Annotated in this window: 23 protein-coding genes and 1 pseudogene; 23 read left to right on the top strand and 1 reads right to left on the bottom strand. The window is 48.9% G+C overall.

The window, feature by feature from the left end; genetic code table 11:
* Positions 1-1,212: 1,212 nt before the first annotated feature.
* The 7 genes and pseudogenes from EDM56_RS32180 to EDM56_RS00375 form a co-directional block, all read left to right on the top strand.
* A pseudogene (locus EDM56_RS32180) lies at positions 1,213-1,488 on the top strand (flagellin); the annotation flags it as partial.
* Positions 1,489-1,568: 80 nt separating this feature from the next.
* Positions 1,569-1,937 (top strand): DUF8042 domain-containing protein, encoded by a 369-nt coding sequence (locus tag EDM56_RS00400; protein WP_122915900.1) that lies wholly within the window; start codon positions 1,569-1,571, stop codon positions 1,935-1,937.
* Positions 1,938-2,043: 106 nt separating this feature from the next.
* Entirely contained in the window at positions 2,044-3,285 is a 1,242-nt protein-coding gene (gene fliB / locus EDM56_RS00395; protein ID WP_246009208.1) for a flagellin lysine-N-methylase, read from the top strand.
* Positions 3,286-3,467: 182 nt separating this feature from the next.
* Positions 3,468-3,833, top strand: coding sequence for a flagellar protein FlaG (flaG, locus tag EDM56_RS00390; protein WP_122915899.1), 366 nt, complete (start codon positions 3,468-3,470; stop codon positions 3,831-3,833).
* Between the two features lie 12 nt (positions 3,834-3,845).
* Entirely contained in the window at positions 3,846-5,372 is a 1,527-nt protein-coding gene (gene fliD / locus EDM56_RS00385) for a flagellar filament capping protein FliD (protein ID WP_122915898.1), read from the top strand.
* Positions 5,373-5,390: 18 nt separating this feature from the next.
* On the top strand, positions 5,391-5,765 hold the full coding sequence (gene fliS, locus EDM56_RS00380) for a flagellar export chaperone FliS (protein WP_122915897.1): 375 nt from the start codon (positions 5,391-5,393) through the stop codon (positions 5,763-5,765).
* A gap of 25 nt (positions 5,766-5,790) precedes the next feature.
* Positions 5,791-6,159 carry a hypothetical protein gene (locus EDM56_RS00375; protein WP_122915896.1) on the top strand — a complete coding sequence of 123 codons (369 nt, stop codon included), beginning with the start codon at positions 5,791-5,793 and terminating at the stop codon, positions 6,157-6,159.
* Positions 6,160-6,250: 91 nt separating this feature from the next.
* Here EDM56_RS00375 and EDM56_RS00370 read toward each other — a convergent pair whose 3' ends face one another.
* Positions 6,251-6,451: a polyribonucleotide nucleotidyltransferase gene (locus EDM56_RS00370; RefSeq protein ID WP_122915895.1), complete on the bottom strand. Its 201-nt coding sequence runs from the start codon at positions 6,449-6,451 to the stop codon at positions 6,251-6,253.
* Positions 6,452-6,538: 87 nt separating this feature from the next.
* On the opposite strand from EDM56_RS00370, the gene EDM56_RS00365 reads away from it, so the two are divergent.
* From EDM56_RS00365 to argF, 16 genes are all read left to right on the top strand, one after another.
* Entirely contained in the window at positions 6,539-7,384 is an 846-nt protein-coding gene (locus EDM56_RS00365; RefSeq protein ID WP_246009207.1) for a motility protein A, read from the top strand.
* Positions 7,374-8,138, top strand: coding sequence for an OmpA/MotB family protein (locus tag EDM56_RS00360; protein WP_122915894.1), 765 nt, complete (start codon positions 7,374-7,376; stop codon positions 8,136-8,138). The genes EDM56_RS00365 and EDM56_RS00360 overlap by 11 nt, the downstream gene beginning before the upstream one ends.
* Positions 8,139-8,364: 226 nt before the next feature.
* The gene (locus EDM56_RS00355; RefSeq protein ID WP_342772358.1) at positions 8,365-9,186 is read left to right on the top strand and encodes a basic amino acid ABC transporter substrate-binding protein; all 822 of its coding nucleotides are present in this window, start codon (positions 8,365-8,367) and stop codon (positions 9,184-9,186) included.
* A 228-nt stretch (positions 9,187-9,414) separates the two neighbouring features.
* Positions 9,415-9,612, top strand: a complete 198-nt coding sequence (locus tag EDM56_RS00350) for a cold shock domain-containing protein (RefSeq protein ID WP_122915892.1) — start codon at positions 9,415-9,417, stop codon at positions 9,610-9,612.
* A 199-nt stretch (positions 9,613-9,811) separates the two neighbouring features.
* Positions 9,812-10,360, top strand: coding sequence for a ribosome hibernation-promoting factor, HPF/YfiA family (hpf, locus tag EDM56_RS00345; protein WP_122915891.1), 549 nt, complete (start codon positions 9,812-9,814; stop codon positions 10,358-10,360).
* A 114-nt stretch (positions 10,361-10,474) separates the two neighbouring features.
* Positions 10,475-12,994: a preprotein translocase subunit SecA gene (gene secA, locus EDM56_RS00340; RefSeq protein WP_122915890.1), complete on the top strand. Its 2,520-nt coding sequence runs from the start codon at positions 10,475-10,477 to the stop codon at positions 12,992-12,994.
* Between the two features lie 53 nt (positions 12,995-13,047).
* Positions 13,048-14,164, top strand: a protein-coding gene (prfB, locus tag EDM56_RS00335; RefSeq protein ID WP_122915889.1) for a peptide chain release factor 2 whose coding sequence is annotated in 2 segments (ribosomal slippage) — positions 13,048-13,128 and positions 13,130-14,164 — 1,116 coding nt in all. Because the reading frame shifts where the segments join, the coding sequence is not laid out codon by codon here.
* Positions 14,165-14,292: 128 nt separating this feature from the next.
* Positions 14,293-15,024 (top strand): glycerophosphodiester phosphodiesterase, encoded by a 732-nt coding sequence (locus EDM56_RS00330; RefSeq protein ID WP_122915888.1) that lies wholly within the window; start codon positions 14,293-14,295, stop codon positions 15,022-15,024.
* 123 nt (positions 15,025-15,147) lie between these two features.
* Positions 15,148-15,417, top strand: a complete 270-nt coding sequence (locus EDM56_RS00325) for a YciI family protein (protein WP_122915887.1) — start codon at positions 15,148-15,150, stop codon at positions 15,415-15,417.
* A gap of 96 nt (positions 15,418-15,513) precedes the next feature.
* Positions 15,514-15,879, top strand: a complete 366-nt coding sequence (gene cccB / locus EDM56_RS00320) for a cytochrome c551 (RefSeq protein ID WP_122915886.1) — start codon at positions 15,514-15,516, stop codon at positions 15,877-15,879.
* A 211-nt stretch (positions 15,880-16,090) separates the two neighbouring features.
* The gene (gene argC, locus EDM56_RS00315; RefSeq protein ID WP_122915885.1) at positions 16,091-17,131 is read left to right on the top strand and encodes an N-acetyl-gamma-glutamyl-phosphate reductase; all 1,041 of its coding nucleotides are present in this window, start codon (positions 16,091-16,093) and stop codon (positions 17,129-17,131) included.
* Positions 17,132-17,149: 18 nt separating this feature from the next.
* Entirely contained in the window at positions 17,150-17,935 is a 786-nt protein-coding gene (gene argB, locus EDM56_RS00310; protein ID WP_122915884.1) for an acetylglutamate kinase, read from the top strand.
* 4 nt (positions 17,936-17,939) lie between these two features.
* Positions 17,940-19,124, top strand: a complete 1,185-nt coding sequence (locus EDM56_RS00305; RefSeq protein WP_122915883.1) for an acetylornithine transaminase — start codon at positions 17,940-17,942, stop codon at positions 19,122-19,124.
* 149 nt (positions 19,125-19,273) lie between these two features.
* Positions 19,274-20,380 (top strand): carbamoyl phosphate synthase small subunit, encoded by a 1,107-nt coding sequence (locus EDM56_RS00300; RefSeq protein WP_122915941.1) that lies wholly within the window; start codon positions 19,274-19,276, stop codon positions 20,378-20,380.
* Complete coding sequence (locus EDM56_RS00295) at positions 20,373-23,612, top strand: carbamoyl-phosphate synthase (glutamine-hydrolyzing) large subunit (protein WP_122915882.1); 3,240 nt, start codon at positions 20,373-20,375, stop codon at positions 23,610-23,612. Before EDM56_RS00300 ends, EDM56_RS00295 begins: the two co-directional genes overlap by 8 nt.
* A complete protein-coding gene (gene argF, locus EDM56_RS00290) occupies positions 23,557-24,528 on the top strand; it encodes an ornithine carbamoyltransferase (protein WP_122915881.1) in 972 nt (323 codons plus the stop codon). The genes EDM56_RS00295 and argF overlap by 56 nt, the downstream gene beginning before the upstream one ends.
* Positions 24,529-24,694 lie beyond the last annotated feature (166 nt).

Raw genomic sequence — 24,694 nt, 5'->3', positions numbered from 1 at the left:
TTAAGCATCAGTGTTGATGGTGGAGCAGCAAAAACAATCACCTTGACTGCAGGAAACTATGCAACTCAAGCTGATTTGGTTACAGAAGTGAATAACCAAATTAATGCAGATAAGGATTTAGTTGGAAAGGTAAAGGCTCAGCTTGCTGCTGATAATAGTGGTAAGGTTGAGTTCGTCTCTACTTCTACTGGAACTAACTCAAATGTACAAGTAACTGATCCTACAGTAAAAGCCCAAAGTGCATTAGGGGCTCTTGGATACAGTGGATTTGCTAGCCAAATTGCTCCAGCAGCTGGTTCTGGGGTCGACATTAAAACTGGTGTTGACTTGGCAACTACAGCCACTGATCAGAAATTTAGCGTTACTCTTGGAAATAAAACAGTTACACTAAATCTTGCTAATGAAGCAGGAATCAATGCAGATAGCACCTTGACAGGTAAAAAGTCTTCTGCAGATGCCATCATGAAAGGCATCCAACACCAATTGGATCTTGCCTTCGGTGAAAATGCAGTTACTGTTAGCAGAAAAGCGATTGATGCTGGTGAACAAAACCTGGTATTAACTGCTAATACACGTGGTGCAGCACTAAAAGTATTTGATGGAGGCGCTACGGAAACTGGTGCATCTAAATTGTTTGGTGGTAACCTGACTGCAAGTGTGAGCGCATCTGTGTCTAACACTTCTAAAGCGGGAACTGATGCTATTCACAACACACTTGATACTAACACCAAATTGACCGATTTGACTGATGTAGATGGTAACAAACTTGGTCTTACTGCTGGCAATGTGATCAATATCAGCGGTACACAAAATGGTAATGCCTTCTCTGCGTCAATCACAGTGAAGGATAATTCTAGCGTAAGTGATATCATGAACGCTATGCGAAATCTGGACGCTTTCAAAGGTGCTACAGTTGCACTTGATGCATCTAACGGCAAATTTGTTGTAAAAGGTGCTAATGGTCAGGACAAGGATATTTCCAACCTGAATTTTAACGCACAAAAATCTTCTACCGACACAACTGCGGTAGCAAGCTTTAACAAGATGTTCGGTGGCTTCACTGAGACTCAAAAAGCACAAGACGCTTCTTCCGACAATTCCTTGTCTATGCAAATTGGTGCAAACCAAGGACAAACTCTTGCAGTTGACATCAACGATATGGGTACCAAAGCTCTTCGTATCCAAGACGTCGATGTATCTACCGCAAAAGGTGCACAATCGGCTATCAGCGTTATCAATAATGCGATTGAGTCAGTTTCTGCTGAGCGTTCCAAACTGGGTGCATACCAAAATCGTCTGGAACACACAATCAACAACCTTGGAACATCTTCTGAGAACTTGACTGCTTCTGAATCCCGTATCCGTGATGTAGATATGGCGAAAGAAATGATGGAGTTCCAAAAGAACAACATCCTTTCTCAAGCAGCTCAGGCAATGTTGGCACAAGCAAACCAACAACCACAAGGGGTTCTTCAATTGCTCCGTTAATCTTCTTGACACAAGGAGAGACCTTAGGTTTCCTAAGGTCTCTTTTTTCATAATCACTTTTAATGAAAGCAGGGTACCAAATGGATAAATATCTGGATATGATGAGGCAAATGATAGCACTTGCAGATACGTGCTTAGAAGCGATTATCCATCTTCATAACAGACTGGCAGATGTTTTCTTGGAGGAGACGATCGGGCTCTTTCAAGATATTCTTGATGCCTTTTCACAATTGGAGCAATCTTATTATCTGCTACAAACGATCCTTCCTGAGAATCAGTTAGAAGAGCAGTTGGATGCAATGAGAGAAGTCTATGCGTCGCTTGTAAAAGCATACGAGCAGAACGATAACTCACAGGTAATTTTTCTCTTGCAAACCCGTCTGCTTACGGAATATCCTGCCTGGAAGAATGAGCTTGAGCAAACGCTGAAGCCATTCATTATCACTTAAACAAGAATGTGAAATAATTATCACTAAAGGGATAGTCTTATTTTTACGATAATAGGAAGAGAAGCGCAATAATTAACCTTAATCGATAGAAGTGGAAGTGTTATATGTGACGAAAAAACGGCTTGCTCTCATACCGCAGTATATGAGTCAATTCGCCTGTATTGGATCCGCCTGTGAGGATACGTGCTGTGTGGGCTGGCGTGTTAACGTTGACAAGAATACCTATAGGAATTATAAAAAAATTGAAAATCCTGAGCTAAAGCTCATACTTGATAAACATGTGAAACGAAATCGTTCGAATCCGAACGACTCTACCTACGCCAAGATTGTGCTAGGGCAGGACGGTGTATGCCCTCTGCTTACTGAAGAAAAGCTTTGCAAAGTACAACAAGAGCTGGGAGAGAGTTACCTTTCAAATATATGTGCGACTTACCCGCGTATCGCAAATGAGGTAAACGGTGTTTTCGAACAGTCAGCAACAATGTCATGTCCTGAAGTTGCACGACTTGCTCTGCTTAATCCTGATGGCATTGAATTCAACGAAGTGGAAGAAGAATTTGGCGATCGACTCATGTTTACCAATATTATCAATACGAACAAAAAGCTTATGAAGAACAAGATCGAGCACTATTTTTGGGAGCTTCGCATTTTTACCATTCAAGTGCTGCAAAACCGTGATTATCCACTTGCAGATCGATTGATTATGTTGGGAATGTTTTTCCATAAAGCAGATGAATACGTAAAAACCGGGAGGAGCGACGAGCTGCCCGCTTTAATCGCTTCATATACCAACCTAATCAACGAAGGATCGATTCGTGATAATCTTACAGATATTCCGGTGAACTATGCAATTCAAATGGAACTGCTAAAGGAACTGGCCGATGAACGCTTTTTTGCAGGTATCAATAATCAGCGATACTTTGATTGTTTTGCCGCTTTCCTACATGGAATTGAATATACTTTAGAAGATAAAATAGAAGAGATTGCCGAACGTTATCATGCTGCATATGAAAATCACTATTTACCGGTTATGAGCCAGCATGAATACGTTTTGGAAAACTACTTGGTCAATTACGTATTTAAAAATATGTTTCCGATGAGCAAGTATGAGTCCGTATATGATGAATTTGTGGTAATGGTTCTTCATTATGCGCTTATTAAAATGAATTTGATCGGGATGGCAGGGCACTATAAAGAAGGTTTTAATCTTGATTTGGTTATTAAACTGATTCAATCCTTTGCAAAAACGGTCGAGCATAGCAAGATATTTTTGGGGCATGCCTTTGATTTGCTGGAGAAAAACAACTATAAAACATTGGCATATATGTCGATACTCATTAAAAATTAAGTATCTATTCCTTTTGAAGACCGTGTACATTCGATGCATGGTCTTTTTTTATCTAGTTGTTCGCATTTTCTAGGAATAAAAACTCTGATAGCGATAGAGTTACCAAGGTTTTTTATGTAAAAGATCACCCAACATTATCCGAAATATATAATATCGGTATAAATGTCAGGGGGGCACTTGCAGTGAATGTACAGTCCGTAAATCAGATCGGCAGAGCGTCTGTTTCATCTACTGAGCGAGCAGAAAGTGTTGGTGTAAATCTTCCGGGATCCGGTTCAACTGGTAAAATTCCGTACGTTTCACCTTCAGCCCAACAAGAACAATCAGAAGAAGAGCTTAACAAGGCAGTAGACAGCTTAAATAAGTGGATGGACAACAACGGAACCCATCTAAGCTTTAAATTGCATGACAAACTGAACGAGTATTATGTACAAGTTGTTGATAATCAGACCGAGGAAATCATTCGTGAAATACCATCCAAGAAAATTTTGGATATTTTTGCGGAGATGCAACACATGGTTGGACTTTTGGTCGATCGAAAAATCTAGGAGGATCAACGGATGTCTAATACAATGAGAATGAGTGGGTTAGTATCAGGAATGGATACAGATGCAACTGTAAAAAGCCTGATGAAAACCGAAAAAGTTCCACTTGATAAGCTGAAGCAAAAAAAGCAGATGGAAGAGTGGAAGCGTGATGACTATCGAGAAATGAATTCCTTGCTTATGGATTTGAGGAATACTTCAATGAACATGAAACTGCAAGGAACGTTTCAAAAAAAGGTGTTAACATCAGATAACGAAAACGTAGCGACCGTAAAACAAATGGGACAACCGAGTTTGTCATCCTATACGATTGATGTAATTTCGGCTCCCGTCGATGCTCAGCCAGCTCTTGTTAAATTTAAGGCTGATGCTTCCGTCGCAGATGATTCGACAGAATTGAATCAGGCATTTTCGTTCAAATTGAATGATGTCAAAATCGATGTTGCAGCAACTGATTCGATTAGCAACATTATTAGTAAAATTAATAGTGTTTCAGCGAAGACAGGAGTATCTGCATCGTATATGGAAGATGGAAAGAGCATTACTTTTACCACCCTGACCGCTGGCAGCGATGCTAAGGTTTCAATCAGCGATGTGTCGGGTTCAAACAAGTTGAATATTACACAAGGAATTGTTAATGGCGCGCAGAATACTTTTCCTGCGGGTACTGCCAAGCAGTCGTCGAATGTCGTTCCTGGTGAAGTAAAGATCAATGGTCTTTCTTACCCAGTGAACAGCAGCACCTTCAAATTTGATGGAATTGAGATTTCCTTAAAGAAATCAGCAACATACCCCGTCTCAGCAAAAATTAGTTTGAAAACGGATGAAGATGCTGTATTCAATGCGATTAAGGGCTTCGTCGATAAGTACAATGAGGTTATCGGCAAGATTAACACAAAACTGCAAGAATCACATAACAAAGACTATCAACCACTAACTGACGATCAGAAGGAAAGCCTGTCAGACACACAGATTGAAAAATGGGAAACGATTGCGAAGACAGGGTTGCTACAACGTGATTCCATGCTAAGTGGAGCTCTCGGAGACCTTCGACTTGCTTTAGCGAATAACGTAGCCGGAGCTTCTGACCCTAAAGCGGACAACTTGAGCGAAATTGGTATTACAACGGGTACATATACCGAGAACGGAAAACTGTACATCAATGAAGATGACTTGCGTGAGGCTATCAGGGAAAAAGGCGACAAGGTCATGGAGATTTTCACGAAGAAAGGTGTCTCCGCAGATCCCGATACAAATTATAAGGAAAGTGGAATTGCTGTTCGTCTTTATGATCAATTAAATAAAGCAATGACCAAAATCACGGATAAAGCGGGTAGCGCGGCCTCATTGACTGATAAAAGCGTGATGGGTAAAAATATTGATAAATATTCAAAAGATATTAAGCAATGGGAGTCACGGCTTTCTGATATTGAAGATCGCTATTACAAGCGTTTCTCAGCGATGGAGACTGCACTCGATAAGATTAATCAACAAGGAAATTATCTGTTACAGCAATTTGGTGGCGGTTCTTCCTCAAAATGATAGGAGAGCGATGATAATATGCAAACAGCTGCGGAAAAGTATCAGTTAAACCAAGTGAATACAGCTACACCTGCGGAACTGACGCTCATGCTTTACAACGGGGCTATACGTTTTATTAAACAAACAAAAATGGCCTTGCAAGAAAATGATTTTACAAAGGCTCACCAGAGTAATGTTCGTGTACAAGATATCATTTCTGAATTGATTATTACGCTGGACATGTCTAACCCGCTCTCAGAAAATTTCCTTCCTTTGTATGATTATTTAAATCGTCGCTTGATCGAGGCGAACATTAAAAAGGACGTTTCCATTCTCGACGAGGTGGAGGATTTTCTCACTCAATTCCGGGATACGTGGAGGGAAGCAATGGCTCTGGCCAAGCAAGCCCAGTGAGATCGTGGAAACAATGGAGCACGATATGATAAATGAGCAGATACATCGTTTGGTAAGACTTTCTGAGCTTTTAAAAGAACGGGTGATCATGAGCCCGGAGGAACCTGATAGCTGGGTGGAAATCCTTGACGAGCGGCAAAAGGTCATTGAAAATCTGAAAGACTTAGCAGATCAGGGACATTCGGTACCGGCAGATCTACACCTTTTAGTTGGCAAGGTAATCGAGATGGATGATAATGTGAAAGTTTTGATTGAAAGAGAAAAGAAAGTTGTACGCGATCATTTATCACGTATAGAGCGAAGTAAGATGGCCAGAAGACAATACGCTGATGCAAGTGATCATGGATTATACGATGATTTAGGATACAGTTACTTTTTTGATAAAAAAAACTAGTCATCCCAAAACAGCACTGCTCGCTAGCCATAGGCCCAAACGCGAAAAAACGGTCGAACACTCGACCGTTTTTCCTCTGTTCAACAAACGTCTAAATGCTAATGTCCAGTTTGCTTCCCAGCGTGGGGTGAGGTGCAGCTGCACTCGCCGCTACACCGGCTGTAGCATTCGCCATGTCCTGGATCATAGCAGTCGCCTGTGCGACCTGCGTTGCCTGCTGTGTCTTCAACAGGTTGATCCCCATTGTTTGGCGAAGTTGAAACAGCGGGCTGTCAATCACACTTACGTCCATATCGGTTGCTCCTTCCCCCATTGTCAAAGTCTTACAATACTAGTATCGGACAGGCCTCTGCTATAATTGAGGGGTCTGTATTTTCGAATGATTCGGATGGTGAACCACACGATGAAGTTTTCAACCAAACGCCGCTCGCTGCTTCTAATCGCGATCGTGGCGCTCATTTTGATCCACGCGGTATACCTCAACGGCAGCATAAAAGACTTGTTCAACGTAACAGCGATTGAGCTGGTTCTGCTCTCGGTTGTCATTTCCTACGCGATCAAGCGAAAGCATTTGCAAATCAAACCGCTGACCCGTTTGCTGATCCACGGAAAGGAAACCAACCTGGAACTGACTATCAAACGCTTCTATTATTATGCGCTGGTCCAAAAAGAACAGGGTCACATAGAACTAGAGCATGAGCTGGAGAAAGAGGAAAATTCCTTTGTCCGCCGCGGTAGCTTGCTGGCCATCGAAGGGGTGCCGGAGGATGAGTTGCGCTTGATCCTCGAGAACGAGCTGAAAGGGGAGCAGTACCGCTATCAGCAGATGGGTGGATTCTTCCGCCTTGTCGCCTTGCTGGCCCCGGGGATGGGGCTTGTCGGGACGCTGCTGGGGATGACAGGGGTGCTCAAGACGCTGTCCGACTTTTCCCACACGGGCTATAGCCTAAGCTCGGCCGTCGTAGCTACGCTGTACGGTGCCTTATTGGCTAATATGTTCGCGCTTCCGTGCTACTATCGGTTGATGGATATTTACGACCGCGAGATGTTTGAGAAACGGTTGTACATTGAGGGGTGCATAGGTTTACAGCGCAGGGAGATTCCGCGCGTCCTGTTTGAAAAGCTGAATTCCTTCCTGCCGTCTGACCAGAAGCTGGTGCTGGTGAAAGAGCCTGGCAGCAGTAAAGGAACGATTGAAAGGCAGGAGCAAAGCTATGCAGGATGACCGTCTGTACGACGAAAAGGAGCTGGAGAAAAGCTGGCTCCTCAGCTACAGTGACTTGATTACGTTGCTTTTTGTCATTGTGGTGGTGATTGCAGCGGTATCGTCGGTCCAAATGAAAGAAAAGATGGAGCAGGTTAAGCAAGCGCAGGACAAACAGGAACAGCAGGCAAAAGACATGTCGAACGAAATCGGCATTTTCGAAGCAAAAAAGAAAAAGCTGGAGCAAGAGATTACGGCTCTGCAAGCCTCGCGTGACCAGCTGGCGGCGACAACGAAGCCGGTCAAGACAGAAGTCGAGCACCATGAGAAGAGCATGGAGACGATGAAAACCCAGCTGTCTGGGGCACTCCACGAGTTCAATATCGATTTCGCGGAGACGGATGCAGGCCTTGTGATCCGATTGCCGGAAAAAGTTTTGTTCAAAAGTGGCTCTGCTGATCTCGAGGAGGATGGCAAAAAAGCGGTGGGCGCGATCGCTTCCATTTTGCAAAAGTTCCCGAACCTTCTGCGCATCGAGGGATATTCCGATAATACGCCGATTGTCCACAGCACGTATCGGACAAACTGGGAGTTATCCTCGGCCCGGGCGCTTTCGGTCATGCGGGAAATGGTCGATACATATACATTGCCCCCGACCCGTTTTGTCATTGCTGGATGGGGGGAGCAGCACCCGCTTACGCCCAATCTGACACAGGAGCAGCAGGCAGAAAATCGCCGTGTCGAAATCGTTATTCTCCCTGAAAAAGAAGAGTGAAATATTTCGACTTTTCTAATAAAATAATAATGAAAAAATTCAGTTACCCAAAGGAGTGATGCCTAGCTTGTGCACAACTATCTGTGGATAATGTGGACAACTCTGTGGAGAAGGCAAAAATAGCGACCCGGATATGTGGACATCTTGGGGAAACTTTACATAAGTTTTACACAATGCGAGTTGGTTCGACAATCTCAGTTCATCAATACGCCGAAATGTGGGCAAAATGTGGGAGAACGAAGAGAGTGTTTTAGGGGGCAATACAATGACCGGAAAAAAGAGATGTTCTCTCCTTCCCCTGGCAGTAGTTCTGGGATTGTTACTGGCAAGCTGTGTAAGCGGGTGTTCTCCCCAATCTGGCAATGTATCCGAAAAGGTTTATGTGGTGGGGACGGACGCGGCTTATCCACCATTTGAATCCGCTGAGGGCGACCGTTTTGCCGGATTTGACATCGATGTAATGAATGAGGTCGCGAAAGCAGCCGGATTTCAGGTGGAATGGAAAAATACCGGATGGCCCCCGTTAATCGCTGATTTGGATGCGGGGAAGGTGGATATCGGTATGTCCGCCATTTCCATTACGGACAAGAGAAGGGAAGCCTTTGATTTTTCCGATCCATATTTTGATTTAAACCAGTTGATTCTGGTGGCAGAGGATTCTCCCATTAGCAAGCTTGCTGATTTGCAGGGCAAACAGATAGGCGTACAAGCGATGACAACGGGTGAAGATATCGCGAAAAAAGCGTTTGGCTACTCTTATGCAGGCATCAAGAGCTACAAGGAAATGCCATCCGCCGTCAATGACTTTTTAAGTGGGCGGCTCGATGCAGTAATTGGTGATAACGGCGGTATTATTTATTATGCGACCAAAATCAAAGATAAAAAGTTTAAGCTGATCAAAGACGAAGCTTTTCCAAAGGAAAGCTACGGCATCATGGTGAAAAAGGGAAACCTTGCGTTGGTGAAAAAGATCAATCAAGGTTTGCATACGATAAAAACCAATGGCACGTTGCAAAAGATTTACGATCGTTATTTCCAGCAGCAATAGTGTCGAATCATGTCGACAGGTCGGGTGCTTTTCGACAAGCGCCCGACTTATGTCGAGCCAAGGTTGGCGGTATCCGGGAATCGACAAAATACCGTATAATCCTTGAAAATCAAGGCTTCCAAGCGCTGATCTTGTCATTTGACTTGGGCGCGAGGCTAGTGATATATTCGTCTCATGAGACGGACATCTCGTCTCACACAAGTTTGTAAACAGAAAGGAATGTATTGCATGCTAGGGAAAGTGAAATGGTTTAACGCTGAAAAGGGTTACGGTTTCATTGAACGTGAAGATGGCGGCGATGTATTCGTGCATTTCTCGGCCATTAAAGCAGAAGGTTTCAAATCTCTTGATGAAGGACAAGCTGTTGAATTCGACATCGTTGAAGGGGACCGCGGTCCACAGGCGTCCAACGTTTTGAAGCGCTAAGTGTAACCGCTTACTCGACTGATAAAAAGCCCTCCGGCACAATCGCCGGGGGGCTTTTGTATGAAACACACAAAGAGGGATGAACTCACTGAATTGGTATAAAATCCACAAGAATTTTCGCTAAAAAAAACAGAACCAAGCAGGATTTTTCCTCCGTCTGCCGAATACATATACCATAGACGGAAGGAGGTTTGATCCCATGAACTTCAATATTCGTGGTGAAAACATTCAGGTTACTGACGCACTTCGTGATTACGTCGAAAAGAAAGTCGGCCGTCTTGACCGCTATTTCGACACTAGCGATAACATCGAGGTAAATGTAACCATGCACGTCCTCCGAGGAGAAGGCACCATCGAGGTCACCATGCCGATGACCGGCGTTATCATTCGCGCCGAGGAAACGGATGCTGATATGTATGCTGCCATCGATTTTGTTGTGGAGAAGCTGGAACGCCAAATCCGCAAGCATAAAACCAAACTGGGCCGTAAGCTGCGTCTCGTGGCAAACAGCAGAGTTTGGGTGCCAGATGCCGAAGCAGCGGCAACACTGGCAGAAGAGGAAGATGTCGATATCGACATCGTTCGCACAAAGCGCTTTAACTTGAAGCCGATGGATGCAGAAGAAGCAGTCATGCAAATGGATATGCTGGGCCATAACTTCTTTGTCTTCCAAAACAGCGAAACAAACGATGTGAATGTGGTATATCGCCGTCACGATGGCAAGTACGGTTTAATTGAACCGAAATAACCAAATAAACGATTAACCAACAGGGAGTTGCGACTGGCAACTCCCTTTACTTGTTGTAGGGTTTTTATTTTGTTAAAATATTGACTTAGGATTAGTCAGAGAGGGGCGACCCTAATGTTAGGGCTTGTAAAGAAGATATTCGGTGATAGCAACGAACGTGAAGTCAAGAAGATGTTCAGACGTGTTGAGAAAATAAATCAAATGGAACCAGAGTATGAAGCGATGACCGATGACCAGCTCCGCGAGAAGACGGCGGAGTTCAAGGCGCGCCTGGCAAACGGGGAAGACCTGGACAAGATTTTGAACGAGGCGTTCGCTGTCGTGCGCGAGGGCTCCAAGCGCGTGCTGGGTATGCGTCACTTTGACGTGCAGCTCATCGGTGGTATGGTGCTTCAAGAGGGCCGCATCTCCGAGATGAAGACAGGGGAAGGGAAAACCCTCGTTGCGACGCTCGCAACGTACCTGAACGCGTTGCTCGGCAAAGGTGTCCACATCATCACAGTCAACGATTACTTGGCTGAGCGTGACTCCTCGATCATGGGGCAGCTGTACAACTTCCTCGGATTGACTGTCGGCTTGAACAAAAACGGCCTGACGCCGGAAGAGAAACGCGCAGCTTACAACTGCGACATCACATACGGTACCAACAATGAGTTTGGTTTTGACTACTTGCGCGACAACATGGTGCTGTACAAAGAGCAGATGGTTCAACGCCCGCTGTTCTTTGCGATCATTGACGAGGTGGACAGCATTCTGGTCGACGAGGCGCGGACGCCGCTGATCATTTCCGGTGCCGCTAACCGTTCCAACGAGCTGTATTACATCTCCTCGCATTTCGTAAAGCGTCTGGAAGTGGAGACGGATTATACGATCGACGAAAAGCTGAAAATCGTCTCCTTGACCGACGACGGTGTCGTCAAGGTAGAAAAAGCATTCAATATCGATAACTTGTATGATACAGCGCATATGACACTGAACCACCACATCATGTCTGCGTTGAAAGCCCAGGTGCTGTTCAAGCGTGATGTCGATTACGTAGTGCAGGACGGCGAGGTTATCATCGTAGACGAGTTTACCGGACGTCTGATGGTTGGTCGCCGCTACAGCGAAGGGCTGCACCAGGCAATCGAGGCGAAAGAAGGCCTGAAGGTGCAAAGCGAGAGCATGACGCTTGCGACCATCACCTTGCAAAACTATTTCCGTATGTACCAAAAGCTGTCCGGTATGACCGGTACCGCCAAAACAGAAGAAGAAGAGTTCAAAAAGATCTATGGCCTGGATGTGGTGGTTATTCCGACCAACCGTCCGATCCAGCGTCAAGATTTGCCTGACCTGATCTTTAAAACGGAAGCCGCCAAATATCGCGCGGTCGTGAACGAAATCGTGGAGCGCCACAAAAACGGACAACCTGTCCTTGTAGGTACGATCTCCATCGAAAACTCCGAACGTCTGTCCGTGATGCTCCGCCAAAAAGGCGTGCCGCATAACGTACTGAACGCCAAGCAACATGAGCGCGAGGCAGAAATCATCGCACGTGCCGGTCAATACGGTGCTGTTACCATTGCGACCAACATGGCGGGCCGCGGTACCGACATCCAGCTGGGTGAAGGCGTCGCTGATCTCGGTGGCCTGCATATTCTGGGTACCGAGCGCCATGAGAGCCGCCGGATCGACAATCAGCTGCGTGGTCGTGCGGGTCGTCAAGGTGATAGAGGTTCCTCCCAATTCTTCTTGTCTTTGCAGGATGAATTGATGCGCCGTTTCGGTGCTGAAAATATCATGAACATGATGGACCGTCTGGGCATGGAAGAAGATATGCCGATCGAAAGCCGCCTCGTTTCCCGTGCCGTTGAATCAGCACAGAAACGCGTAGAGGGCAGCAACTTTGACGCTCGTAAAGTGGTTCTGCAATACGACGATGTCATGAACCAACAGCGCGAGGTCATCTACAAGCAGCGCCGCGATATTTTGGAGCAGGAGAATCTGAGCGATGTCGTGCTGGGCATGATCAACAGCGTGATCGAGCGCAATGTAGAAGCCTATTGCCCGAAAGATGAAGTACCGGAAGACTGGAAGCTCGACGAGTTGGTGGAAGCTGCAAACAATGGCTTCCTGCGCGAGGAAACAGTGACGTTGAAAGACTTGAAAGGCAAGGAAGCGGAAGAAATCTTGGAATTCCTCAAAGCGGAAGCGGAGCGCCAGTACCATGCGCGTGAAGGCGAAATTCCTGAGATGATCCGCGAGTTCGAGAAAGTGGTCGTGCTGCGTGCAGTCGATAGCAAATGGATGGATCATATCGATGCGATGGAGCAATTGCGTCAAGGGATTCATCTGCGCGCTTACGCACAAAACGACCCGCTGCGTGAATACCAGTTCGAAGGCTTCGAGATGTTCCAGGCGATGGTGGCGAGCGTCGAGGAAGAAGTGGCGATGTACATCATGAAGGCGGAAGTCAGCCAAAACCTCGAGCGTCAGGAAGTCGTCAAAGGTCAAGCGGGAGGTCAGGAAAGCCTGAAAACAAGTGGGCCTTCCGAGCAGCCGCCGGTCGGTGACAACGATGAAGATCAAATGAACCGTGCGCAGCGTCGCGCTGCCGATCAGGAAAAGAAACGCAACCTAAAGCGAATTCGTTAATGTAGCATAGCATAGAGAGTGAGCTGTAGTTTGAGGAGAAGGTGGTTTTGACCATGGCTTTGATTGATGTAGCAGACGTAAAGCAAGAGATGGCCAGCATGGCTAAGCGATTAGCGGATATTAGGGGGTCTCTTTGACCTCCCTGCCAAGCAGGAGCGAATCGGTGAGCTAGAAGACAAAATGCTGTCCCCTGACTTCTGGGATGACAACGATGCCGCTCAGAAGACGATCAGCGAGCTGAATGTCCTGAAATCACTGGTTGAAACGATGCAAAAGCTCGATTCTTCCTATGATGACCTGCAGATGATGCTGGAGCTAGCGGTGGAAGAAGGCGATACTTCCCTGATTCCGGACCTGTACCAGAGCGCGCAGGATTTGAAAAAGGATTTCGAAGGCTTTGAGCTGGAGCTCTTGCTCAGTGACCAATACGATAAAAACAATGCGATTTTGGAGCTTCACCCGGGTGCGGGCGGTACCGAGTCGCAGGACTGGGCCTCAATGCTGCTGCGCATGTATACGCGCTGGGCAGAGGCAAAAGGCTTCAAGGTGGAGACGCTTGACTATCTGCCTGGGGATGAAGCGGGCGTGAAAAGCGTAACCCTTTTGATCAAGGGATACAATGCGTACGGGTACCTCAAATCGGAAAAAGGTGTCCATCGTTTGGTGCGCATTTCTCCATTCGACTCGTCCGGCCGACGCCACACGTCGTTTGTTTCTTGCAATGTCTTGCCGGAAATCGAGAACGACAACGAAGTGGAAATCAGGTCGGAGGATTTGAAGATCGACGTATACCGTGCGAGCGGTGCGGGTGGTCAGCATATCAACACGACCGACTCCGCTGTGCGGATTACCCACTTGCCGACCAACATCGTAGTGACGTGCCAAACCGAGCGTTCTCAGATCAAAAACCGTGAGCGGGCGATGAAGATGCTAACTGCACGACTTTTTGAGAAGAAGCGCGAGGAGCAGGAGAAAGAACTGGCGGCAATCCAAGGCGAGCAGAAAGACATCGCGTGGGGAAGCCAGATTCGCTCATACGTTTTCCATCCGTACAGCATGGTGAAAGACCACCGCACAAGTGCGGAGACAGGCAACGTGCAGGCGGTAATGGACGGCGATCTGGATATGTTCATCGACGCTTACCTCCGTTCTCAAATGAACCATGGGTAAATAAAATAGAATGACGCCGAGAAGCTGCCTTATGTTGAATAGGGCAGCTTCTTTTTGTACCGTGGCTCCGCCAAAAAGCTGGGCGTAGCCAGGTTTTCTAATTGGCAAACCGGGAAAGGATGAACGATATGAAACGAACACCTATCGTACTTGCACATCGCGGCGCATCAGCGAATGCGCCGGAGAACACGTTGGCCGCATTTCGGGAAGGGCTTGCCCAAGGAGCGCATGGCGTCGAGTTGGATGTGCATCTAACGGCAGATGGCAAGCTGTGCGTGATCCATGATCATGAGCTGGGACGGACAACGACAGGGAGCGGACGCGTGCACGAAAAAACGATGGAGCAGTTGAAGCGGGAGGATGCAAGAGGCTGGTTTGGGACGGCATTTGCGGACGAACGAGTTCCCCAGCTGGAAGAGGTGCTGGCAGTGTTTCCGGAAGGGCATTTGATCAATATCGAGATCAAAAGCGGTCCGGTGCGTTATCCCGGCATTGGTCGAAAAGTGGCGGAGGCAATCGGGGACTGGAAAGAGAAGTTTCGTTTTATCATCTCATCATTCGATCACCAGGTGTTAGAAGAGGTGCATCAGACGGAGCCATCACTTCCTCTCGGTCTTTTGTTTGAAGCCCGCCTTTACCGATTGGCGAGCTATATTCAAAGCTTGCCGTATCCTGTCCATGCTGTGCATGTTTGGCATCATCTGGTGGATCGCGAGCTTGTGGAAGAGGCGCATAAGTGTGGACTGCTTGTTTTAACCTATACCGTAGATCATGAGCACGACGTGGCTCGGCTGGCCGAGGCTGGGGTCGATGGCCTGATCAGCAATGGACCCGGCCGAGTCCTTTCTCTCCTTACATAAGCGGGAAGTTCACTAGAATGTGACACCCAAACAAGACGGTTAGTGTTATACTGGACACGAATGATATGCAACATTTACCAATTATACAGTCAAGTTCTGTAAGGTGGAAACGGAGGCGTAGTCATGTTGTATGTAGCAAATTTGCCAATCGTGGATCAAGAGTTGAACGCCAAGGTGCGTCCTGCTCACCTCGACTATATCAATGACCTGTTTTTGAAAGGGCAAGTGGTGATGGCTGGTCCATTCACCGACAAGCTCGGGGGAATGGTGATTTACAAAGCCGAGTCATTCGAAGAGGCCAAACGCTTGGCAGAAGCAGATCCTGTTATTGTCGAGAAAGCACGTACGCTTGAATTGCGCGAGTGGAACGCACTTGAGTTGCCACTCAAGTAACCGATTTATCGGCAAGGTGTTCGTATATCTTTTGCCATGAGAGGGATACTGATACCGTCATCTGTTTATCCGTATGACGATAAGAGGGGGAAGACGATGAAACGTTTAATGGGACTTGCACTGGCAGGGCTGTTAGCAATTTCGCTGAGCGCTTGTGGTGGCAATCAAGCGGCACAACCGCCAGCAGGGCAACAGCCTGCGGAAACACCAGCAGCAGGCGGAACGAGCAATGCAAACGTAGACGCTGCAAAAGCGGAAGCTACCTTTAAAAACACCTGTGCCGGCTGCCATGGCCAAAACCTCGAAGGGGTTGTCGGCCCGAATCTGCAAAAAATCGGCGGAGAGCTGTCGAAAGACCAAATCCGTGAAATCCTGAAAAACGGTAAAGGCGGTATGCCGCCAAACCTCGTTTCAGGTGCAGATGCCGATAACATCGCGGCGTGGCTGGCTGAAAAAAAATAAGCGAAACAAAAAACGTCCATTCCCGACAACGGTCGCGCGAATGGGCGTTTTTTTTCTGAAAAACGTCTCGACGTTTTTCATTAGATTGGATGTGACCGTTTTTGTGTTCTTTTGTACCGACAAGTTTTCAAATAGCGGAAAAGTGATTGAATCTACGATGCATTTTTATTATTATAGTTGTATAAAAATACAACGAATGGAGACGTGCTGTATGCTGCGTGCAGGAATTATCGGCGCCACAGGTTATGGAGGCGTTGAATTGATCAGGCTGTTGTCGATGCATTCGGAGGTGGGCACCCCGCGTGTTTATTCCAGTTCCTCGGAAGGAACAGCTCTCGCTTCCCTCTTTCCCCATCTTCATCAGGTGGAGCTGCCTCTTTTGGAATCAATTGATGTCCCATCGATCGCTGAAAATAACGATGTGGTATTTTTGGCGACACCTGCCGGGGTAAGCGCACAGCTGACGCCGCAGCTGCTGCAAACCAATGTCAAAGTGATTGATTTGTCCGGCGATTTGCGGCTGAATTCGGCCGAACAATACCAAGCCTGGTATAAAAAGCAGCCAGCCGATGCCCAGACGGTGGAGCAGGCGGTGTATGGTTTGCCTGAGTATAATCGCGAGCTTGTCAAGCAAGCGCAGGTCATCGCCAATCCGGGCTGCTATCCGACTGCCACGCTGCTGGGCTTGCTTCCGCTGGCAAAAACCGATTGGGTGGACCCTGACACATGGATTATCGATGCCAAATCGGGCGTTTCCGGAGCTGGTCGCGGTGTTTCGCTTGGCGTTCATTACGGCGAACTGAACGAATCGATCAATGCCTATAAAGTCGGCCAGCATCAACACACGCCAGAGATCGAGCAAGTGATTCAAGAGCAGACCGGCAAAGCGCTCCTTGTTCAATTCACGCCTCATCTGGTGCCGATGACGCGGGGCATACTGGCGACGACCTATGTGAAGCTGAAAAAGCAGGTAAGCGCGGCTGAACTGCAAGAATATTACGAATCTGTCTATAAGGATGAACCGTTTGTGCGCATTCGACCGTTCGGCAGCCACCCTCGCACCAAAGAGGTGTCCGGCTCCAACTTCTGCGACATCGCACTGCATCTCGATGAACGGACCGGCCGAGTCATCATCCTCTCTGTCATTGACAATTTGATCAAAGGGGCAGCGGGGCAGGCAATCCAAAATATGAACATCATGTGCGGATTTGAGGAGACTGCAGGTCTTCCCAAAGTGCCGCTTTACCCATAGGAGATAGGAGGGCATTTCATGGCATCGCTGATTGTATTAAAATGCGGCGGCAGCACGATGGAAGAGCTGCCGGATGAGTTTTTTGCCACCATTGCCAAACTCAAGCAGGACGGCAAGCAAGTGGTGATCGTGCACGGCGGAGGCCCTGCGATCAATGATCTGTTAAAGAAGCTGGCGATTGAGCCGCAATTCATCGATGGGCTGCGCGTGACGTGCGAAGACACGATGCAGGCAGTCGAGATGGTTTTGGCCGGGTCAATCAACAAATTCCTCGTTCGCCGCGTCCAGCAAGCAGGCGGGAAGGCATGGGGAATGAGCGGCCAGGATGCCGGCGTCATCATCGCGCAAAAGACAGTGAAGCCGCTGGGGCTGGTCGGCGAGATTGAGCAGGTGAACAAAGAGCCGATTCTGGCGGTGCTTGCGGCAGGATGCATTCCGGTGCTCGCACCATTAGGGATCGCAGCGGACGGATCGACGGTTTTTAACATCAACGCCGATGTGGCGGCCGGGGCAATTGCCGCAGCCTTGTCAGCCGACAAGCTGATGATGATCACGGACGTTCCGGGAATCCTTGAAACGCAGGAGGACGGCACCAAAACGGTCAAGGCGGAAGCTGATTCCGAGGAGATTAAACAGATGATTAACAGCGGCGTCATCTATGGCGGCATGATTCCGAAAGTCACATCAGCACTGGATGCGCTCGGCCAGGGCGTGAAAGAGGTCGTGATTTGCAAAGGAACCGTGGAAGATTTGTTAAAAGCTTTTGCGAATGAAAAAACAGGCACATCGATAAAAGGAGCGTGAGTCCATGAGTACGGTGGAATCAGTATGCAATTTAATGAATAACTATGCGAGGTGGTCCATCCGTCTGGTGAAAGGCAAGGGCAATGCGGTTTGGGACGAGGCGGGCAAACAGTATCTGGACTTCACTTCCGGAATCGCCGTGGCGTCACTCGGGCACGTACCCGATGCGGTAGCAAACGCGCTGCATGAGCAGGTGGATACGCTGTGGCATTGCTCCAATCTATTTGAAATTCCGATCCAAGAGAAGCTTGCAGCTAAGCTCGCAGACTTGTCCGGCCTGGACGGTGTTTTCTTTTGCAACAGCGGGGCGGAAGCGAATGAAGCGGCGATTAAAATCGCCCGTCGCTACGCGCAAAAGGTAAAGCAAACGGATCGCTACGAGGTGATCACGTTCGATCAGTCGTTCCACGGCAGAACGCTGGCGACATTGACTGCGACCGGTCAAGCCAAAGTAAAAGAAGGATTTGCGCCGCTGCCGGAAGGGTTCATTACGGTGCCATACAACGACAGTGAGGCATTAAAGGCAGCGATCACAGACAAGACATGCGCCATCATGCTCGAGCTGGTTCAAGGGGAAGGCGGTGTTCATCCGGCAGAGCAGGCGTGGGTCAATGAGATTCGCGAGCTGTGCGACGCTCATGATCTGGTTCTAATCGTCGATGAGGTGCAAACGGGCATCGGCCGTACCGGCACATGGTTCGCCTTCCAGCAGTACGGTATCAAGCCGGATGTGGTGTCACTCGCGAAAGCGCTGGGAAGCGGTTTTCCCGTCGGGGCTATCATGGCGGTGGGGAAAGTCGCCGAAGCGTTCGCTCCCGGATCGCATGGCTCCACATTCGGAGGCAATCCGCTGGCGATGGCAGCGGGCCTTGCTACGGTAACAGAGATCGAGGAGCAAGGATATTTGCAAAAAGTGAATCAATTGCATGACGTATTAGTCGGAGAGTTGAAGCAGCTGCAAAGCCTGTATGCAGACAAGGTGATTGATGTGCGTGGGCTGGGACTCCTGCTCGGACTGGAGCTCAGCGTACCGGTCGCCGACATTCTCACGTACATGCGGGAAAAAGGCGTGATCTTGCTACAGGCGGGACCGCAGGTCATCCGCATGCTCCCGTCATTTGTGACGACGGAAGCGGAAATCAAGCAAGTGATCGCGTTGTTAAAAGAAGCGATTGAACAAACCGCATAGTGATAGACGAATGCAACGAATTAGCGCACTTGCAAAAATTCGTTGCATTTTTATTAACCGAACTGTATAATCATTCATAACAAAGCATATGTATGCAACGTGATGAATATATATAGATCGAAAGGGAGCAAGGAGAGGAGATGGCAATGGTGGATTCACATTCTAAATCATACGGTCCCGGATACCTGACATTGGAGACAGGAGAGGTATTTGCAGGTCAATTGTACGGCGCGCCGTTGGAGACGAGCGGAGAGGTTGTGTTTATTACAGGGATGACCGGTTATCAGGAAGTGATGACCGACCTGTCGTTCGCAGGACAAATCGTGACATTCACATACCCGCTGATCGGAAATTACGGAATAAACGATTTGGACAACGAAGCGCAAAAACCTGCACTGTCCGGCATGATTGTAAGCGAATTGTGTGAAGAACCGAGCCATTTCCGCTCCAAGCACTCGCTGGCGGAAGCCGCTTTGCATTACGGGTTCCCGATTCTTTCCGGAATCGATACGCGCACGATTACCAAAATGGTGCGGGCGACCGGAGACTTGTTCGGGATCATTTCCGATAAACCGCTGACAGTAGAAGAAGTAGCAGCAGCGCGCAACAAGCATGCGAAAAAGTCGCTGGTGGCCGATGTTACCTGCCAAAAGCAAGAGCATTACCCTGGCAAAGGCGAGCATGTCGTTCTGATCGATCTGGGCATGAAGAAATCGATCCTCGACTCGCTTCTCGCACTTGGCTGCAGCGTGACTGTCGTGCCGTTCGATACGACATTCGCCCAAATTCAAGCTTTGAAGCCAGATGGTCTGGTCTTTTCCAATGGCCCTGGCGACCCTGCCCACCTCACCGCTTATTGTGCGGAGTGGCGAAAAATGGCGGAAGCCTATCCGACGCTCGGTATTTGTCTGGGCCATCAAATGATCGCGCTGATGTATGGCGCGAAAACGGGGCGCCTTTCCTACGGCCACCGCGGTAGCAATCATCCGGTGCGCGAGCTTGCGACCGGTAAAGTGTATCTCACTTCACAAAATCACGGATACGTCGTCAAAGACGATACCATCGATAAAAAACAACTCGCCATCACGTATGTGAACGTCAATGATGGCTCTGTCGAAGGCTTGCGCCATTTGCAGCATCAAATCATGAGCGTGCAGTTCCATCCGGAGGCGCATCCGGGACCTTCTGACACCGGACATATTTTCAACCAATTCATTCAATCCATGCAAGTGATAGGAGCTAAGCATTATGCCTAAGATCGAACACATCAAGAAAGTGCTAGTCATCGGCTCTGGCCCGATTGTGATCGGTCAGGCGGCTGAATTCGACTATGCTGGAGCACAAGCCTGCCTTTCTTTGAAAGAAGAGGGGGTGCAGGTCATTCTCGTTAACAACAACCCTGCTACCATCATGACAGATGAGCAGGTCGCCGATAAAGTTTATCTCGAACCGCTGACGGTTGAATCGTTGACAGCCATCATCGCCAAGGAGCGTCCCGACGGCTTGCTCCCGACGCTGGGCGGCCAAACGGGTCTCAACCTGGCTGTCTCGCTGTCGGAAGCGGGCGTTTTGGAAAAATATCAAGTAAATCTGCTGGGAACGCCGCTATCCACCATTCAAAACGGGGAAGACCGCGAGCTGTTCAAGCAGCTGATGAAAAAGATCGGCGAGCCTGTGCCGGAAAGTGAGACAGTCGAGTCTGTGGAGGATGCGGTGCGTTTCGCCACCTCCATCGGCTATCCGGTCATCGTGCGACCTGCTTTCACATTGGGTGGCGCGGGGGGCGGAATCGCCGACAACGAGGCACAGCTTCTGGAAGTGGCTACCCGCGGTCTCGACGCCAGCCCGATCAACCAAGTGTTGATCGAACGTAGCGTCAAAGGCTGGAAAGAAATCGAGTACGAGGTCATGCGCGACGACAATGATACGTGCATCATCGTCTGCAACATGGAAAACCTCGATCCGGTCGGCATCCATACCGGCGACAGCATCGTCGTGGCACCATCGCAAACATTGACGGATCAGCAGTACCAAATGCTTCGCAGCGTCTCGACCAAGGTGATTCGTGCGCTTGGCGTTGTTGGCGGCTGCAACATTCAATTCGCATTGGATCCGTATTCAGATCAATATTATTTGATCGAAGTGAACCCGCGGGTAAGCCGCTCAAGCGCACTGGCTTCCAAAGCGACCGGCTATCCGATCGCACGGATTGCGGCGAAATTGGCTTTGGGCTACCGCTTGGATGAAGTGCTGAACCCGATCACTGGATACACGTATGCCAGCTTTGAGCCGGCTTTGGACTATGTGGTAGTCAAAATCCCACGCTGGCCATTCGATAAGTTCCCGTTGGCAGACCGCTTGCTCGGAACGCAAATGAAGGCGACCGGTGAAGTGATGTCGATTGCCCGCAACCTCGACGCAGGTTTGCTGAAGGCAGTGCGCTCACTCGAGCTTGGTTGTATTCATCTAGAGCGAGCTGACGTTGCCGCTCTGTCCAGGGATGAACTGACAGTGGCGCTGAAGGATGCGTCTGATCTGCGCCTGTTCGCACTTGCGGAAGCGATGCGGAAAGGCTTTACAGAAGAAGAGATCCAGCAAATTACCGGTGTCGATCCGTTTTTCCTGCGCTGCATCGCACGTATCGTTCGCACCGAGCAGCAGCTTGCCGCAACAGGATGGGACAACATCTCGGCGGAAGCGCTGGCAGCAGCCAAAAAGCAAGGCTTCGCTGACCAGACGATTGCCCAGCTGACAGGCGTCGACGCCGCGACCGTGCGTGCGAAGCGCAAGGAGCTACAGCTAACGCCAAGCTATAAAATCGTTGATACGTGCGCTGCTGAATTCGATGCGCAAACGCCTTACTACTACTCAACCTGGCAAGGCGCCGATGAAGTGGCTGACATTGACGGTCAAAAAGTGATGGTGCTCGGCTCGGGGCCGATTCGGATCGGGCAAGGGATCGAGTTCGACTATTGCTCCGTCCATGCAGCAAAGTCGCTGCAAGCCAAAGACATCGCGGCGATCGTCGTGAACAACAATCCGGAGACGGTCAGCACAGACTACGAAACAGCGGATCATCTTTATTTCGAACCGCTTACGGTAGAAGATGTCCTGCATGTGGCCGAACGCGAAGGCGTAAAAGGCGTCATGGTCCAGTTCGGTGGGCAGACTGCGATCAATCTGGCACAACCGTTGGCAGAAGCCGGAATGACGATCATGGGCACGTCCCTCGCTTCTATTGATATGGTGGAGGACCGCGAGCTGTTTTACCAAATGCTGCGTGATTTAGACATCCCGCACATCCCTGGCCGCGGCGTTGAGTCGCTCGCAGGAGCGCTTAAAACAGCTGATGAGATCGGCTATCCGGTCCTGCTGCGTCCCTCTTACGTAATCGGCGGTCAAGGTATGATCGTCGTTCAAGACAAAGCGGAATTGACGACAGCCGTAGAAGGCTGGCTCAACAATCAAATGATGAAGAGCTTTTTCCCGCTCTTGGTAGATAAATATATTCCTGGCATGGAAGTCGAAGTGGACGCTGTAAGTGACGGTACCGATGTGCTGGTTCCTGGCATTTTCCAACACGTTGAAAAAGCAGGCGTACATTCCGGCGACAGCATGGCGCTCTTCCCGGCGCCGAATTTGACAGAAGGGCAAAAGACGACGCTGGTCGATTACGCCAAGCGGATTGCAGAAAAAATGCAAGCGGTTGGGCTGATCAATATCCAGTTCGTCGTAGCGGGCGACATTATTTACGTACTTGAAGTGAACCCGCGCGCATCCCGGACCGTACCGATCGTAAGCAAAGTGACAAAGGTGCCGATGGTCGAGCTGGCTGTTCGGGCACAATTGGGAGAAAAGCTCGGAGCGATGGGCTACGGAACAGGGCTTTTGCCTGAGATTTCTTTTGCCGTCGTCAAAGCGCCAGTCTTCTCCACGATCAAGCTGAATGGCGTCGATCCGGTGCTCGGACCAGAAATGAAATCGACCGGCGAAATTCTCGGCTTGGGACGCACGTTTGAAGAAGCGGCGGCCAAAGCCTTCCGGTTCAAGGATTCATCGTATCCGAAGCTTGTGCCAAACGATACGCTGTTCATTTCGCTCGCTGACGATGATAAAGCGAAGCTGGTGGCATCCGTAACCGAACTGCACAAGCAAGGAATCCGTTTTGCCGCAACCAAAGGGACGGCGTCATGGCTGCAAAGCGCAGGCGTGGCTGTCGCAGCCATCGTTGAAAATGAGCAAGATTTTGGCCAATTGATCCAATCAGGTGGCCTGACGCTCGCTTTCGTTACCGCAACAAAAGGAAACCAGCACGGACGTACAGGGTTCCGACTCCGCGGTTTGGCGGTGCAAAAAGGAATCCCGCTGTTCACGGCTGTTGAGACATTCGAGCTGTATGTAGCTTCATTGACGAAAAAGGAGGGTGACAATCATGATGAATGTGAAGATATTGGAACATTATCAAAAATTGCAATCGCAAAGCCTTAAAGGAAAAGATGTGCTGCGCGTCGACGAATTTACCGGAGAGGAACTATCGTACCTGCTCCAATCCGCGTTGCAGCTGAAAGAGATGCAGAAAAACGGCCATCTTTATCAACCGCTCAAAGGAAAAACGCTGGGGATGATTTTTGACAAGGCTTCGACGCGCACGCGCGTTTCTTTTGAAGTCGGCATGTACCAGCTGGGTGGTTTGGCGATGTTCATGAGCGGGAAAGAGTTGCAGCTTGGACGCGGAGAGCCGATCAGCGATACCGCGAAAGTGCTGTCCCGCTATGTGGATGCCATCATGATCCGTACCTACTCCCATGCTGATGTGGAATTGTTGGCGGAGCATGCGTCAATTCCGATCATCAATGGTCTGACCGACCGCTTCCATCCATGCCAGGCGCTCGCCGACATGCTGACCATCCTGGAACACAAAGGCAAGCTGGAAGGCGTCAAGATGGCGTATCTGGGAGACGGCAACAATGTGGCTGCCTCGCTGGTGCTTGCTGCCGCTGCTTTGGGCGTGGAGGTCCGCGTGGCGACGCCGAAAGGCTATGAGCTGGAGGTTGAGGTAGCGGAGCAGACCAAGCTGCTGGCTGCGAAGAGCGGCGCGAAGGTCATTTTGACCAACGACCCGCAAGAAGCATCTTCCGGTGCGGACGTCTTGTACACAGATGTTTGGACCAGCATGGGCTTTGAAGCGGAAAACGAGATTCGCATGAAAGCTTTTGCGGATTACCAAGTGAACGAGCAAATCGCAAAACTAGCTGACCCGGATCATCTGTTCATGCATTGCTTGCCTGCCCACCGTGGCGAGGAAGTGACTGCAGGCGTGATCGATGGCCCGAACTCGGTTGTATTTGATCAGGCTGAAAATAGACTGCATGCGCAGAAAGCGATTTTGGCTGCAGTTATGTAAACGAATTGAAGCGGTTCCTTCCCATCTGGACGGAACCGCTTTTCTTCGGAAATTTTAGAGAATATAGGTCTAGTGAACTATTATCCTCTTACCTAATTCTTTGTAAGATGAAGATACAACTAGATTTGGAATTATCATCTTTGTAAGGAAAGCGTTTTCGAATTCT

This window comes from Brevibacillus fluminis (genome assembly GCF_003710825.1).
GTDB classification, from domain to species: domain Bacteria; phylum Bacillota; class Bacilli; order Brevibacillales; family Brevibacillaceae; genus Brevibacillus_D; species Brevibacillus_D fluminis.
This window is presented reverse-complemented; position numbering and strand designations above follow the sequence as displayed.